We start from the raw sequence: 15,028 nt of genomic DNA, 5'->3' as shown, positions 1-15,028 counted from the left end.
TCATGAACCTGCGCGCCGGCGCGCGCAGCCACACGCCGGTCTCCTCCCTCATTGCCTTTTCAGTCGCGGTCATGGTCGGCAGCGAACCTGTTGCCGGAACCGATCGGGTGACCGGTTTCCTCGACCGGATCGATCCGGAACAAGCGTGAGTCATCGTCGCGATAGGGCAGGCGGATATGCCCCGCCAGTGTGAAAAATTGAGTCTTTCCAACTTGTATATGCATGTATGTATTTTAGCCTTGACATCCGCTCCCGCTGACGCTGAAATATCCTCGCACTTCACCATGAAGTGGCAGGTAAGACGCCGAGGCACAGTGCCGCAAGAGCAGAAACCCGCAGTCTCACCAGACCGGCTACCTGGGTTAGAAAAAGCGGTCTGATCATCAAGGGGAACAAAGATGATGCGTAACCTAACAGGACAATTTCGCGCGCTTGTGATGGCCGCCGCCATCGGGCTCGCCGCTGCCCCGGCAGCCTACGCGGCCGATACGGCCATTCCCACCACGCCCGAGACGGGATCGTTCAAGATCGGCATCGAACCCTGGCTTGGCTATGGCCAGTGGCATGTCGCTGAGGCCAAGGGCCTGTTCAAGACAAACGGGCTGACGGACGTCCAGATCGTCAACTTCGCCGAGGACAAGGACATCAATGCAGCCCTTGCAAGCGGCCAGCTCGACGCCGCCAACATCGCCACCCACACGGCGATGGGCATGGTGGCGGCCGGCCTGCCGGTGAAGATCGTGCTGCTGCTCGACGTCTCCATGACCGCCGACGCCATCATCGCCGGCAAGGACGTCACCTCCATCGCGGACCTCAAGGGCAAGCAGGTGGCCTTCGAGGAAGGCACGACGAGCGACATCCTGCTCAAATACGCGCTCGCCAGGAACGGCATGTCGATCGACGACGTGAAGCCGGTTCCGATGCCGGCCTCCGACGCCGGCAGCGCCTTGATCGCCGGCCAGGTGCCGGTCGCGGTGACCTATGAACCGTACCTCACCGTCGCCATGGCGCAGAACAAGGATCTCAAGCTGCTGTTCACCGCCGGCGAGGATCCCGGCCTGATCAGCGACGTGCTGGTGGTGCGTGACGAGGTGATCAAGTCGCGACCCGGCCAGGTGCTGGCCATGATCAAGAGCTGGGACGCAGCGCTCAAGGACTACAATGCCGACACGCCCGGTGGGCGCGCCATCATCGCCAAGGCTGTCGGTTCGGACGTCAAGGACCTCAACACCGCCTTTGACGGCGTGCGCTACTACTCACTCGCCGAAAACAAGACGGCGCTGACAGGCGACTTCACCACCAAGACCTTCGCCGATGTCGAAGCCGCCGCCAAGAACGCCAAGCTGCTGCAGGCCGATGTGACGCCGGAGCAGATGATCGACCCGTCCTTCGTCAAGGCGGCGGAATGACCAAGGCCGGATCGCGGTGGTGACACAGATGTCCGGGGAGCATCCCACGGAAACAGGCTCGGCGCACTCCGCGCCAGGCCTCATCGCGAAGCCGGTGAGGCGCCGCCGATCCTCCGGGATCGGCGTGCCCATCGCCAGGTCGCGCTTCCTGATCATCGCGGTTTCTGTCTTTGTCGGGCTTGGCCTTGCCTGGTGGGCGGCGACCGGACTGGGGTTGGTAAAGCCGATCTTCCTGCCGTCGCCGGGCAGCGTCGCGACGCAGATCGCCAAGCTCGCGACCGACGGCACGTTGTGGCTGGACCTCAAAGCCTCGATGTATCGCATTTCCATCGGCTTCCTCATCGCCTCGGCACTGTCGATACCGATTGGCGTGCTGATCGGCAGTTTCCGCTCCTGGGAAGCGGCCATCGAGCCGCTGGTGGATTTCATCCGCTACATGCCGGTCGTCGCTTTCGTGCCGCTTTCCATCCTGTGGGCGGGCACCGGCGATTCGCAGAAGTTCCTGATCATCTTCATCGGCACCTTCTTCCAGCAGGTGCTGATGATCATGGACAATGTGAAACGGGTTCCCGCCGATTTCATCGGCCTTGGGCGCACGCTTGGCCTGCCGGATCGCAAGATCCTGACGCGCATCGTCGTGCCCAGCGCCTTGCCGGGTATCTGGGATACGCTGCGCATCAGCCTGGGCTGGGCATGGACCTGGCTGGTGCTGGCCGAACTTGTCGCCGCGACATCGGGGCTCGGTTATCGCATCACCGTGTCGCAGCGCTATTTCCAGACCAACACCATCATCGGCTACATCCTGCTGCTTGGCCTGCTCGGCCTCATCACCGACCAGGTGATGAAGGCGCTGGAAAAGGTGCTGTTCAAGCAAGAGGGCCGCTCGCAATGAGGTCCAGCCGATGAGCCCTCCCAAATTGCGGATCGCCGGCCTGCACAAGAGTTTCGGCACCGGCGAGCGGCGCACGGAAGTGCTGCGCGACATCAACCTGGATCTTGCCGACAACGAGTTTGTCTCCCTGGTCGGCACGTCAGGTTGCGGCAAGAGCACGCTGCTGTCGATCGTGGCCGGACTGCAGGACTTCGACGCCGGCGATCTCAGCATCGATGACGCGCCGATCCTGCAGCCGGGCCTCGACCGTGGCGTCGTCTTCCAGTCCTACACGCTGCTTCCCTGGCTGACGGCGCGGCAGAACATCGAGTTTGCCCTCAAGGCCGCCGGTTACGATCGCCCGACCTGCCGCAGGATCGCGCTGGAGCATCTCGAACTCGTCAAGCTGTCCGACTGCGCCGACCGCTATCCGGCCGAACTCTCGGGCGGCATGAAACAGCGCGTCGCCATCGCGCGTGCGCTTTCCTATCGGCCCAAGATGCTGTTGATGGACGAGCCCTTCGGCGCCCTCGATGCCTTGACCCGGCATCAAATGCAGGAACTTCTGACCCAGATCTGGGAGGAACACAGGTTGACCGTCCTGTTTGTCACCCATGACGTGGAGGAGGCCGTCTATCTGTCGGACCGCATCGTTGTCATGGGCATCGGCCCGGGACGCATCACGCAGACCTTCAACGTCGATATCGAGCGCCCGCGCCGCGAAGAGGTGATGGAAAGCCCTGCATTCATGGATCTGCAACGCGGCGTGCACAAGGCCATCCGCGAGGGTTCAAAACGCCCCGAAATGGCCTAGGCGCCTGCGGTCGTTTGCAGGCCCAATCACGTCGCCTTGCCGACCGACGCGTCCAGTTGCAGCTCGCCTTCCGAAATATCGTCGAACGAGGCGTAGTTCATATTGTAGAGGCGGGCGTAGAGGCCTTTTCTTGCCATCAGCTGTTCATGGTTGCCGCTTTCGACGATCTCGCCGTTCTGCAAGACGATGATGCGGTCGGCGCCGCGGATGGTGGCTAGGCGGTGGGCGATGACCAGCCCGGTACGGCCTTCCAGCAGGGTGATCAGTGCCTTCTGGATCAGCATCTCGGTGTAGGAATCGATGCTGGCGGTGGCTTCGTCGAGCACGAGGATCTTTGCATCCGCCACCAATGCGCGCGCAAAACTGATCAGCTGGCGCTGGCCGAGCGAGAGGTTGCCGCCGCGCTGCTCGAGTTCGGTGTCGTAGCCGTCGGGCAGGTTCTCGATGAAGTCGTGCGCGCCGACGGCCTGTGCGGCGCGGACCACCTCTTCGCGGCTGGCTGATGTCTTGTGGTAGCGGATGTTTTCCAGCACCGAGCCGGAAAACAGGAACGGCTCTTGCAGCACCATGGCGACCTGATCGCCGAGCGAATCCTGGGTCAGGTCACGCACATCATGGCCGCCGACCAGGACCTCACCCGACCAGACATCGTAGAAGCGGTGCACCAGCGCCATTGAGCTCGACTTGCCCGATCCTGTCGGGCCGACCAGGGCCACGGTCTCGCCCGGATTGACGCGAAACGAGATGTTCTTCAGCACCGGCTGGTTCGGCCTATAGCCGAAGGTGACGTTCCTGAACTCGACCGAGCCGTCCATATCGCGCGACAACGCGATAGCACCTTGCCTGTCGCTGACGTCCACCGGCACGTCGAGCACTTCGGAGATGCGCTGGCCGGAAGCCATGGCGCGTTGCATGACGCTGTACTGCATGGTGAGCGAGCGGATCGGGTCGAAGAAGCGCTGGATGTAGAACAGAAACGCCACCATGACGCCGATGTCGAGGCTGTGCGACAGCACCATCGAACCGCCGACGACGATGACCGTCGCCATGGCGATGCCGGTCAGCGTGTCGACGATCGGCACCATTACCTGCGCGTATTTCGCCGAGGTCAGATGGGCATTGAGATTGGCCAGAACCTTCTCGTCGTAGAGGTCGAAATTGACGTGCTGGCGTTCCAGGCTCTGCACCGTGCGCACGCCATGGATGCCTTCGGCCAGCGCGCCGTTGGCGATCGAATTGGTCTCGTGCGCGGCCATGAAGGCGACCTTGGCGCGCGGCAGCCAGAACAGGCGCACGATGAACAGCACCGGCATGGTCGACAGCGTCAGCAAGCCGAGCCGGAAATCGAGCCAGAGCAGGACGCTAACGATGCCGAACAACAGCACGATGTCGCCCACCGACATGACCGACGTCTCGAGGAACTCCTGCATCGAATTGACGTCGCCCTGCAGGCGCGACATCAGCCGGCCGACCTCGGTCTTGTCCATGAAGCTCAGCGAGACACGCTGCAGATGGCTGAACATGGCGCGGCGCAGGTCGGACAGCACGTTTTCGGCCACCTTGCCGACGACGCTTTCCTGCACGTAGCTGGCGGCATAGTTGATGAGGATGATCACGGCGAAAGCGCCGGTCGCGGCGATCATCACCGACTGGTCGAGCCTGCCCGCCGTCATGCCGTGGTCGATGGCGTAGCGGATGACCAGCGGGATCGCCAATTGCGTCAGCGTGAACACCAGCACGGCGGCGACCGAGATGAAAATCCGGCTCTGATACGGCTTCACGAAGCTCCAGATGCGCCTGACGATGCGCGGATCGTAGGCCTTGCCGAAAACCTCTTCCTCGTCGCGATGCGAGCCGACGACAGCCTTGGTCGGCCGGCCGCTGGTGTCTTCCTTGTCGTCGTCGCTCTGTGTCGACATCATGCGGCTCCCATGGCCGCAGGCCGGTCGTCTTCCGGTCGCAGCTGCAGGTCGTACAGCGCGCGATAGCGTCCACCCAGCGCCAGCAACTCCTCATGCGTGCCGCGTTCGACGATCCGGCCGCCCTCGACGAACAGGATCTGGTCGGCATGCATCAGCGAACTCAGCCGGTGCGAGATGATCAGCGTGACGCGATCCTTGGCGAAGCGCTTCATGGCCGCCCGGATGCGCTGCTCGGTGCCGGCGTCGATGGCCGCGGTCGAATCGTCGAAGACCAGCACCGATGGCCGTAGCATCAGGCTGCGAGCGATGGTCAGGCGCTGCCGCTGGCCGCCGGAAAGCGAGGCGCCGCGTTCGCCGACGACCGTGGTGTAACCCGCCGGGAGCCCGATGATGTAGTTGTGCAGCTGGGCGTACTCGGCGGCCTGTCCGATGCGGGTCTCGCGCGCCCAGGGATTGCCGTAGGCGATGTTGTTCTCGATCGAGGTGGTGAACAGGAACGCGTCCTGCTGCACGACGCCGACGGCCTTGCGCAGCGATTGCAGCGTCACCTCGCGGATGTCCTGGCCGTCAATGGTGATCTTGCCCGAGGTGACGTCGTAGAAGCGCGGGATCAGGTGCGCGATGGTCGACTTGCCGCTGCCCGGCGGGCCGACAAGGCCGATGGTCTCGCCGGACCTCGCCTCGAAGGAGATGCCGGACAGCGTCGGGCGGTCGCCCGCGCCCTCATAGCGGAAGCCGACATTGTCGAAGCGCAGCACGCCGTCGGCGACGACGAGGTCCTTGGCGCCGGGCGCGTCCTCGATGTCTAGCTCGGCATCGAGCAGTTCGAACAGGCGGGTGCCGCAGGTCGAGGCGCGCGCGAAGGAATTGACCATCAGGCCGAGCTGGCGCACCGGCATCTGCAGGATGGTCATGAAGGTGAGGAACTGGGCCAGCGTGCCGACGCTGATCTGGCCTGCGATCACCTTCTGGCCGCCGAACCAGAGCACCAGGCCCATGGCGGCCAGGAACGAGAAGTTCATGGCGCTGGTGTTCGAGACGCGGATGTCGACGCGCTGATTGGCAAGCTCCAGCGCCGACAGCTTGGCGCGGTCGAATTTTTCCAGCTCATGCCGCTGTGCCGCGAAGGCCCGCACGACGCGGATGCCGCCGAGATTCTCATCCATCACCCGGCTCAGCACCGAGAGGCGCTCCTGCAAAGTCAGCCAGGTGCTGCGCAACGCCAGCTGGGTGACCGAGGACCGCCAGGCGACGAACGGCACAAAACTTAGGCTGAGCAGCCCGAGCACGAGATCGGTGCTGATCAGGAGATAGGCGCCGACGCCGATCAGCACGCCGAGCAGCACGACGCGCAGGATGCCGGTGGAAAAGAACATGCGCACGCCGTCGAGATCGAGCAGGCCGAGCGTGATGAGATCGCCGGTATGGACCCTGTCGTGGTAGGCGAAGCTCAGGCGCTGGATCTTCTCATAGAAAGCCAGGCGCAGTTCATAGCCGGTGCGGTGGCCGACGGCCTCGCCATAGTAGTTCTGCGCCATGGTGAAGAGGCCGCGCAGGATGCTGACGACGAGCAGCGTCAGCGCCGTGTTCCACAGCGCTTGTTCCGCGGCAGCACCGGCGCCCGCGGCCATCACGCCCTGCGCCTGGTCGATGGCGCGTCCCAGCAGGCGCGGGATGAAAAGCTGCAGCGTCGCCGCGATGAAGGTCGAGACGATGGTGATGGCGACCTGCCAGGGATGGCGCAGCGTCATGCGCACGATGCGGAGCAAGGTGCTGAGGCCCTTGCCCCAGGAGGCTTCCGCCACATGGGCAAACGATTTGCCGCGCTCCGGCGCGCCGCCGATTGCTTGCGTGTTCAAGGAAAATATCCAAGCCAATCCGGGCGTTAGCCCGGACTAATAAAGCAGACTCAATTCAGATGGGGCGATGTTACGCGTGTCCGAGTTGACCCTTCAAGAGCCAATTCTGACATCGCACTGTACCTGAACGGAAAGATGCTGCTCTGCGGACCTTCGGACTGCTGTCGAGCCGCTCAAAAACCCTGGCCGTGCCGCCAGCACGCGATCCGGTGGCCGGCCGCAACCTCTGTGGCCGGCGGTTCCGCCTTTCGGCAGTCGGGCAGAACCAGGGGGCAGCGGTCGGCAAAGGAGCATCCCGTGTTCGGGCTGTCGGCTGCCTCGATCTCGGCTGGAGCGAATGGTTTCGGCTCGGCCGCATCGGAGGACGCGGCCAGCAGCAGGGCCGTATAGGGGTGATTGGGGCCTTGGAAAATCTGGTCGGAGGAACCGGTTTCGACGAGGTGGCCGCGATAGAGCACGCCGATCCTGTCGGCCATGTAGCGCACCACCCTGAGGTCGTGGCTGATGAACAGATAGGTCGTGTCCTTGTCGCGCTGCAGGTCGTTGAGCAGGTTGAGGACCGTCGCCTGGACGGAGACGTCGAGCGCCGAAGTGGGTTCGTCGAGCACGACGACCTTCGGCACGCCGGCGAAGGCGCGCGCTATGGCCGCCCGTTGCCGCTGGCCGCCGGACAGCGATCGCGATTTCTGTTCGGCCGTGATGCCGGCGAGGCGAACCGAGGCCAGCAGGTCGCTGACGCGCGCTCTCACCTCGCTCCGGCGCAGGCCGGCGAGCCGGCGCAGTGGGCGGCCGAGGATCCTGCCGATCCGCTGGCGCGGATTGAGCGTGCGGTCCGGCGACTGGAAGACCATCTGCACATCACGGCGTTCGGCAAGGTTTCTCTTCTCGACGCGTGGCGCGACCGTTCTGCCGAACAGTTCGACCGACCCGGCATCAGGCGTCTGCAGGCCGGTGACGATCCGTGCCAGGGTCGACTTGCCGGAACCGGACTCGCCGATCAGCCCGAAGGTTTCGCCCTGGCAGATGTCGAGATCGACGTGGTGCAGCACTGGCTGGCTGCCGAAGGCATGGCTTATGCCCTTGCAGGCGATCGCGATCCGGCGTTCTTTCGGCGCGCCGGCGTCTTCATCCTGGACAGCCGGGTGCGGTGGCAGGTCGGGTCTATCGGTCTCCGCCAGCCTTCCATCCCGCTTGGTGTAGTTGATGGCCGGGATCGAGGCGATGAGCGCCTTTGTGTAGGCATGAGAAGGATTGTCGAAGACATCGCCGGCGGCGCCGCTTTCGACCACGGCTCCCGCCTGCATCACCGCCACCCGGTCGCAGGAGCGGCGGATCATGTTGATGTCGTGGCTGATCAAAAGGATGCTGGTTTTGTGATCCTTGCGGAGGTCATGCAGGATGGCGATGATCTCGGACTGGACGCTGGCGTCGAGCGCCGTCGTCGGCTCGTCCAGCACCAGCAGCGACGGGTCGAGCGCAATGGCGATGGCAATGTTGGCGCGCTGCTGCATGCCGCCGGAGAGTTCGTGCGGATAGAGCCCCAGCACACGCTCCGGATGGCTGACGCGGACACGGCCGAGCAGTTCGGCGGCACGCTCGCGCGCCTCGTCGAGGCGCACCGGGCGGTGCCGCATGATCGTCTCGGTGATCTGGCGGCCGATCGTCATGCTTGGATTGAGGGCAGCACCGGGATGCTGGTAGACGGCGGCGATGTGATTTCCCCTGAGCTGGCGCAGCTGCTCGGCGGAAAGGTCGCGGATTTCCCGACCCTGGAATTCCAGCGCTGACGCCGCGAGGCGGGCGTTCTTCGGCAGATAGCGCAGTATGGCGAGCGCCACCGAGCTTTTGCCAGATCCCGACTCGCCGACCAGGCCGAGCGCTTCGCCTTCGCCGATGTGCAGCGACACGCCGCTGACGGCGGGATGCGATCCCTTGCGCCCGTCATAGGCGATGGACAGCTGGTCTACGTTCAGAACCGAGGAGGACATGGGGACTTGAAACCACTTTCTTCCAGCGCTGCCATCGAGGGCAATCGCTTCCGCTTTCGCAATGCATTATCTCTATAAAATTACTCGGATTAAGCCGGAGCGCAATCTACCTTTCTCGGATCAGCAGAGATTGTCGCCGCTTGCCGAGGCAGCGCGACGGTCTCCGGAGCAGATCTGGAAGGAGGCCGGCATGGCTCGAGACCACATGATCCTCAGCGCATTTTTCTTCAACCCGCAGGGCGATCATCGGATGTCGTGGCGCCATCCGCGGGCGCCGGGCCGGGAAGTGCTGGACTTCGAATTCTATCGCGATCTCGTGCAGGCGGCCGAGCGCGCCAGGATCGACACGATCTTCGTCGCCGATCACGTTTCGATCTGGGATTCGGTCAAGAGCGGCGTCGCCCACTACGCCAATGCCCGCCTCGAACCGCTGACGCTGTTGTCGGCGCTGGCCGGTGTGACCAAGCATATCGGCCTGATCACCACGGCGTCGAGCTCCTACAGCGAGCCCTACAATGTGGCGCGCATGTTTGCCTCGCTCGACCACATCAGCAAGGGCAGGGCGTCGTGGAACGTCGTCACCTCGGCCATGGACGAGGAAGCGCGCAATTTCGGCCGCGACGGCAATATCGAACATGCATTCCGCTACGAGCGCGCGGCCGAATTCCTCGATATCGTCAAGGCGCTGTGGGACAGCTGGGAAGACGAGGCGCTGCTGATCGACAAGGCGTCAGGCTATTTCGCCGACCCCGACAAGGTCCATCCCATCGATCACAAGGGCAAGCACTTCAGGGTGCGCGGGCCGCTCAACGTCTCGCGGTCGCCACAGGGCCATCCGCTGATCGTCCAGGCGGGCTCCTCAGAGGACGGCAAGAACTTCGCCACCGCCCAGGCCGATGCGCACTTCGCCATCTACAGCACCAAGGAGGATGGCATCAAATATCGTCAGGATATCAACGAGCGTCTCGCCCGCCACGGCAGGCGGCCGGAGAGTTTCAAGATCCTGCCCGGCATCCTGCCGATCGTCGCGGCTTCAGAGGCGGAAGGCCGGGAAAGGCAGGAGTATCTGCAGACCTTGCTCCCCGATCAGGTTGGCATCGACCTTCTGTCCAGCTGGAGCGGGCTGGACCTGTCGGTGTTCCCGCCGGACGGGCCGCTGCCGCCGCTGCCGGACGAAAGCACCTTCAATGGCGGGCGCACCTCGCTCAACCGCGTCAAGCAGTGGGCGAAGCAGAATCTCAGCCTGCGCGAGATCGCCCGCAAGCTCGCCAACAGCGGTTCGGTGCCGACCGTCGCCGGCACGCCGGTACAGATCGCCGACCAGTTGCAGGACTGGTTCGTGTCGGGTGCCGCCGACGGCTTCAACCTGATGTTCCCGCTGCTGCCCGAGGATTGGGTGAACTTCGCCGAACAGGTGGTGCCGGAGCTGCAGCGCCGCGGCGTATTCCCGACCGAATACGCGCCGGGAACGTTGCGCGACCGCTTCGGCCTGGCGCGGCCCGCCAACCGCTTCGCCGAGCAGCGCGACAATGCGCGCGCCGTGTCCTGACCGGGAGAACAATCATGACCATCGCACCGAGATTGCAGCCGCGCGAAGCCACCGCTCCGCGGCTCGTCAATGTCCTGCACAGCCCCAAGCGCGTGCGCGTCAAATTCGGCGGCCGCACCATCGCCGACAGCCGCAATGTGCTGGTGCTGCGCTCCAACCATTTCCTGCCGATCTACTTCTTCCCGCCGTCAGCGGTCGACCCATCGGTGCTGAAACCCTCGCTGCATCGTGAGCCTCATCCGGTCGGTGGCGAGACCGCCTATTGGGACATCGACAACGGCGATAGGCGCAGTGCCAACGCCGCCTGGTCGTTCGTCTCGCCGCCGGATGAAAACCTGTCGCCCCTGGCCGGGCGCATCGCCTTCACATGGAAGGCCGTCGACCAATGGTTCGAAGAGGAAGAGGAAGTCTTCGTCCATGCGCGAGACCCGTATGCACGCATCGATGTGCTGCAAAGCTCGAGCCATGTGCAGGTCTGGTTCGATGGCGAGCCGATCGCCGACAGCCATCGTCCGGTGCTGCTGTTCGAGACGCATCTGCCGACGCGTTTCTATCTGCCCTCGGAAGACATCCGGCTGGAGCGGCTGACGGCGTCCGTCACCACGACGCGATGTCCCTACAAGGGCATCGCCTCCTACTGGTCCGGCCTGCTGAGCGACGGAACGGTGCGCCCGGACATCGCCTGGAGCTACCGGGATCCCATAGAGGAAATGCCGAAGATCAAGGGCCTCATCGCCTTCTATCCGCAGGCCGTCGACCGCATCCATCTCGACGGCGAACCCGTCGCATAGCTTTTCAATCTTCATTTCAGAGCAGGGGTTTAACATGACCAAACGCAGAGATATCGACTCACTTCGCAATCTGTCGGGGGACATCTGGAATATCGCCGTCGACGAATATCAGGGTGGCTTTCTCAAGCGCCGCGATCTCCTGAAATATGCCGCACTGCTTGGCCTGACCGGCTTTGCCGCCTCACAGGGGCTGGGAGGCGCCCGCGCCGCGGGCGCCACAGGCGGCACCGTTCGTGTCGGGCTTGGCCAGCCGACCAAGGCGATCGATCCGGTTTCGGTGACCGATCCGGCCAGCATCGGGGTGATCAGCCAGGTCGGCGAGTATCTGATCCTCGACGACCCGAAGGACGGGCTGCAGCCGAAGCTCGCTCTGTCCTGGGAAGCCGACGAGACGGCCAGCCGCTGGACCTTCAAATTGCGGCCAGGGGTGAAATTCCACGATGGCCGCGTGGTCACGGGCCGGGATGTGGTGGCGAGCTTCGAGCGGCTGGTCGATCCGGCCAGCGGCTCGTCGGCCTTGTCGGCCTACAAGGGCATCCTGTCCAAGGGCGGCGCCAAGCTGGTCGACGACGAAACCGTCGCCTTCGATCTCGATGGTCCGAACAGCAACTTCCCGTTCTATGTCTCCTCCGACGTCTACAATGCCGTCATCCTGCCGGCCGACTATGCCGGTGATTTCGAGAAGACTTTCAACGGCACCGGCCCGTTCAAGCTCGAATCCTTCCGCCCCAAGCAAGGCGCCAGCTTCGTGCGCAATGAGGATTACTGGGGCGACAAGGCGCTGCCCGACCGGGTCGAGATCAAGTTCTTCGACGACGAGCAGGCGCAGGTGCTGGCGCTGCAGGCCGGCCAGCTCGACGTCATCCCGAGCACGACGCGCCTGGAACTGGCTATTGAGGGCAATCCCAATTTCAAGCTGCTGAGCGTGCAGGCAAGCTCGCATGACCAGGTGCATCTGCGCACCGACCAGGCGCCGTTCACCGACAAGCGCATCCGCCGTGCGCTGGCGCTCACCATCGACCGCGAGGCGGTGGTCAAAGGTCTGCTGAAGGGCCGCGCCATCGTCGGCAACGACACCCCGTTCGCCCCGATCTTCCCCTCGGCCGATCCGTCGGTGCCGCAGCGCAAGCAAGACATTGCCGAGGCCAAGCGGCTGCTTGGCGAGGCGGGTGTGCCGAACGGCTTCGAGGTGACGCTGACCACCGAACGCGCCTATGACATTCCCGACTACGCGGTGATCATCCAGAACTTCGCCAAGAAGGCCGGCATCGACGTCAAGCTCAATGTCCTGCCACAGGATGCCTATTACGGCTCGGCGACCTTCGGCAGCTCGCCCTGGCTGGATTCGGTGCTCGGCATCACCGACTACGGCCATCGCGGCACGCCCGACATCTTCCTCAACGCGACGCTGAAGAGTTCGGGAGCCTGGAACGCGGCGCATTTCAACAATCCGGCCTATGATGCGCTGCTGCTCGACTACTCCAAGGCGCGTGACCTGCAGGCACAGCGCCTCGTTGCCGGCAAGATCCAGACCTTGCTGCTCGACGAGACGCCGGCGATCATCAGCTACTTCTCGCAATACAGCCGCATCGTCAGCTCGAAGGTCGAGGGCGTGCGCTTCACCGCGATCTCGCATCTGCTGCTCGACCGCGTTTCCTTCGTCCAGGCATGATCGCGACATGCTGACGGGCCGCATTCTGGCAGCGCGTGTGGGCACACTTGTCCTCACGCTATGGCTGGTCAGCATCCTGGTGTTCTTCGCCGGGCAGGTTCTGCCCGGCGATGTCGGCCGTGTGATGCTCGGGCCTTTTGCCGACGCGCAAGCGGTGGCGGAACTGAACAAGCGGCTCGGCGCGGACCAGTCGGTTCTCCTCCAGTACTGGCTCTGGTTCAGCAAAGCCGTGACCGGCGACTTCGGCACCTCGCTGTCGATGCGCGGGCCGGTGGCGCCGTTCGTGCTCGAAAGCCTCAAACGCTCCGCGGCCCTTGCCGGCATTATCTTGATCTTTCTCGTTCCGCTCGGCGTTGGCGCTGGCGTGGTTGCCGGTCTCAATGCCGGCCGCCTCATCGATCGGCTGATCGTCATGGCGGGCGTTTCCTTCGGCATCGTTCCTGATTTCGTTTCCGGCCTGATGCTTCTCATCATTTTCGGCCTGTGGCTGAACTGGTTTCCGATCTCCGGCGTTGCGCCCGATGGCGCGGGCTTCTGGACGCATGGCTACTATCTGATCCTGCCGGCGCTGCCGCTGGTGCTGAACCTTGCCGGCTATATCGCCCGGATGACGCGGGCAGGGGTGATCGAGGCGATGGCCGCCGATTACACACGCACCGCGGTCCTGAAAGGGCTCGAGCGGCGCGAGATCATCTTTCGGCACGTGCTGCGCAATGCGCTGACGCCGACCATCGCGGTGCTGGCGACGCAGACTGGATACATGCTTGGCGGGCTGGTGGTGATCGAGGCTTTGTTCGGCATCCAGGGACTGGGCAATCTGGTTCTGAACGCGGCCAAGGCCCGCGACTTCCCGATGCTCGAGGCGGGCGTGCTGGTGATGGCGGCGATCTTCGTGCTGTCGGCGGCGGCGGGTGACCTCGTGCTGGCCCTGCTCGATCCGCGGCAACGCCGCCGGACCTCGCCATGACGGATCTTGCGGAGTTTCCCGCACCGCGGCGCGCCATGGTTGGCTTTCCGGCAGTGCGCCGAATCCGCAGTGCTTTCTCCGAACTGCCCCTATCGGTCGTGGTCGGATCGCTGCTGCTGCTGTTCTGGGTCGCCTGCGCGCTGTTCGGCAACCTCTTCGTTCCATACGATCCCTATGCCGAGGATTTCCTCGCCATGTTGACGCCGCCCGATGCCGCGCACTGGTTCGGCACCGATCAGCTCGGCCGCGACGTGCTGTCCCGCATTATCGTCGGATCACGCGACATCCTGCTGGTTGCGCCGCTGGCCACACTTGCCGGCGTTGCCGCCGGCAGCATCATCGGCCTGGTGCTCGGCTATTTCGACGGCCTCACCGATGCCATCGGTGCGCGGCTGCTCGATACGCTGATGGCGTTTCCGTTCATCGTTCTCGTCACCATGACGCTGGTGGCGATCGGACCGTCGAACCTCACCGTCATCCTGGTGATCGGCATCGCCTACGCGCCGCTGGTGGCGCGCACCGTTCGCGCCGCCGTGCGCGAGCAGAAGGAGCGCGACTATGTCAGCGCCGCGCGGCTCGGCGGCGAAGGCGCTCTCGCCATCATGTTCCTGGAGATCCTGCCCAACATCCGGGAAACGATCCTGATCGAGCTGGTCACAAGGCTGGGCTACGCGTTCTTTTCGATCGCGACGCTGAGCTTTCTGGGCCTCGGCATCCAGCCGCCATCGGCCGATTGGGGGCTGGCCGTCGCCGACGGCTATGGCTTCCTGACCGGCGGCAAATGGTGGGTCGTCGTCTTCAATTCCGCGGCAATCGTCTCGCTGGTCATGGCAACGAACCTTATCGCGCAAGGCATCGGCGCCTTCGAGAATAGCGATGCATGAGCCTTGATCGGGCGCGCCGAAAAATCTCTTTTGCATTGAAGCCTGGCGCGCATCCTTATATCGCATGGCTATGAAGAAAATTGGTTTCCTGTCATTCGGGCACTGGACGCCCTCGTCGCAATCGCAAGTGCGCTCGGCTTCGGACGCGCTTTTGCAGTCCATCGACCTCGCCGTCGCCGCCGAACAGCTCGGCGCGGATGGCGCCTATTTCCGCGTGCATCATTTCGCCCGCCAGCTCGCTTCGCCGTTCCCGCTGCTGGCGGCCGTCGGCGCCAAGACCAGCCGCATCGAGATCGGCACCG

At 64.0% G+C, this 15,028-nt stretch carries 12 protein-coding genes; 9 read left to right on the top strand and 3 right to left on the bottom strand.

Annotated features, from left to right (window positions below; translation table 11 throughout):
• The first annotated feature begins 401 nt into the window (after positions 1-401).
• From EN935_RS05865 to EN935_RS05855, 3 genes are all read left to right on the top strand, one after another.
• A complete protein-coding gene (locus EN935_RS05865; protein ID WP_127263327.1) occupies positions 402-1,409 on the top strand; it encodes an ABC transporter substrate-binding protein in 1,008 nt (335 codons plus the stop codon).
• Between the two features lie 124 nt (positions 1,410-1,533).
• Positions 1,534-2,301, top strand: coding sequence for an ABC transporter permease (locus tag EN935_RS05860; protein WP_206532366.1), 768 nt, complete (start codon positions 1,534-1,536; stop codon positions 2,299-2,301).
• Positions 2,302-2,311: 10 nt separating this feature from the next.
• Positions 2,312-3,094: an ABC transporter ATP-binding protein gene (locus EN935_RS05855; protein WP_127263318.1), complete on the top strand. Its 783-nt coding sequence runs from the start codon at positions 2,312-2,314 to the stop codon at positions 3,092-3,094.
• 26 nt (positions 3,095-3,120) lie between these two features.
• On the opposite strand, the gene EN935_RS05850 is transcribed toward EN935_RS05855, so the two are convergent.
• From EN935_RS05850 to EN935_RS05840, 3 genes are all read right to left on the bottom strand, one after another.
• Positions 3,121-5,013 (bottom strand): ABC transporter ATP-binding protein, encoded by a 1,893-nt coding sequence (locus EN935_RS05850; RefSeq protein WP_127263319.1) that lies wholly within the window; start codon positions 5,011-5,013, stop codon positions 3,121-3,123.
• Entirely contained in the window at positions 5,013-6,875 is a 1,863-nt protein-coding gene (locus tag EN935_RS05845) for an ABC transporter ATP-binding protein (protein ID WP_127263320.1), read from the bottom strand. The genes EN935_RS05850 and EN935_RS05845 overlap by 1 nt, the downstream gene beginning before the upstream one ends.
• A 173-nt stretch (positions 6,876-7,048) precedes the next feature.
• Positions 7,049-8,863, bottom strand: coding sequence for an ABC transporter ATP-binding protein (locus EN935_RS05840; RefSeq protein WP_127263321.1), 1,815 nt, complete (start codon positions 8,861-8,863; stop codon positions 7,049-7,051).
• Positions 8,864-9,053: 190 nt separating this feature from the next.
• On the opposite strand from EN935_RS05840, the gene EN935_RS05835 reads away from it, so the two are divergent.
• The 6 genes from EN935_RS05835 to EN935_RS05810 all read left to right on the top strand — a co-directional run.
• A complete protein-coding gene (locus EN935_RS05835) occupies positions 9,054-10,412 on the top strand; it encodes an LLM class flavin-dependent oxidoreductase (RefSeq protein ID WP_127263322.1) in 1,359 nt (452 codons plus the stop codon).
• A 14-nt stretch (positions 10,413-10,426) separates the two neighbouring features.
• The gene (locus EN935_RS05830; protein ID WP_127263323.1) at positions 10,427-11,203 is read left to right on the top strand and encodes a DUF427 domain-containing protein; all 777 of its coding nucleotides are present in this window, start codon (positions 10,427-10,429) and stop codon (positions 11,201-11,203) included.
• Positions 11,204-11,237: 34 nt separating this feature from the next.
• Complete coding sequence (locus tag EN935_RS05825) at positions 11,238-12,875, top strand: ABC transporter substrate-binding protein (protein ID WP_127263324.1); 1,638 nt, start codon at positions 11,238-11,240, stop codon at positions 12,873-12,875.
• 7 nt (positions 12,876-12,882) lie between these two features.
• Entirely contained in the window at positions 12,883-13,842 is a 960-nt protein-coding gene (locus tag EN935_RS05820; RefSeq protein ID WP_127263325.1) for an ABC transporter permease, read from the top strand.
• Positions 13,839-14,726 carry an ABC transporter permease gene (locus EN935_RS05815; protein ID WP_127263326.1) on the top strand — a complete coding sequence of 296 codons (888 nt, stop codon included), beginning with the start codon at positions 13,839-13,841 and terminating at the stop codon, positions 14,724-14,726. Before EN935_RS05820 ends, EN935_RS05815 begins: the two co-directional genes overlap by 4 nt.
• Before the next feature lie 70 nt (positions 14,727-14,796).
• On the top strand, positions 14,797-15,028 hold a 232-nt coding region (locus EN935_RS05810; RefSeq protein ID WP_164771025.1), incomplete at its 3' end, for an LLM class flavin-dependent oxidoreductase.

This window comes from Mesorhizobium sp. M7D.F.Ca.US.004.03.1.1, assembly GCF_003998635.1.
GTDB lineage: Bacteria > Pseudomonadota > Alphaproteobacteria > Rhizobiales > Rhizobiaceae > Mesorhizobium > Mesorhizobium loti.
The sequence above is the reverse complement of the archived record's forward strand: the minus strand, read 5'-3'. Positions and strand labels throughout refer to the sequence as shown.

Coding starts and splice junctions, on each gene's coding strand:
- EN935_RS05865 (WP_127263327.1), top strand. CDS start 402: ATGCGTAACCTAACAGGACAATTTCGCGCGCTTGTGATGGCCGCCGCC.
- EN935_RS05855 (WP_127263318.1), top strand. CDS start 2,312: ATGAGCCCTCCCAAATTGCGGATCGCCGGCCTGCACAAGAGTTTCGGC.
- EN935_RS05850 (WP_127263319.1), bottom strand. CDS start 5,013: ATGTCGACACAGAGCGACGACGACAAGGAAGACACCAGCGGCCGGCCG.
- EN935_RS05840 (WP_127263321.1), bottom strand. CDS start 8,863: ATGTCCTCCTCGGTTCTGAACGTAGACCAGCTGTCCATCGCCTATGAC.
- EN935_RS05835 (WP_127263322.1), top strand. CDS start 9,054: ATGGCTCGAGACCACATGATCCTCAGCGCATTTTTCTTCAACCCGCAG.
- EN935_RS05830 (WP_127263323.1), top strand. CDS start 10,427: ATGACCATCGCACCGAGATTGCAGCCGCGCGAAGCCACCGCTCCGCGG.
- EN935_RS05825 (WP_127263324.1), top strand. CDS start 11,238: ATGACCAAACGCAGAGATATCGACTCACTTCGCAATCTGTCGGGGGAC.
- EN935_RS05820 (WP_127263325.1), top strand. CDS start 12,883: ATGCTGACGGGCCGCATTCTGGCAGCGCGTGTGGGCACACTTGTCCTC.
- EN935_RS05815 (WP_127263326.1), top strand. CDS start 13,839: ATGACGGATCTTGCGGAGTTTCCCGCACCGCGGCGCGCCATGGTTGGC.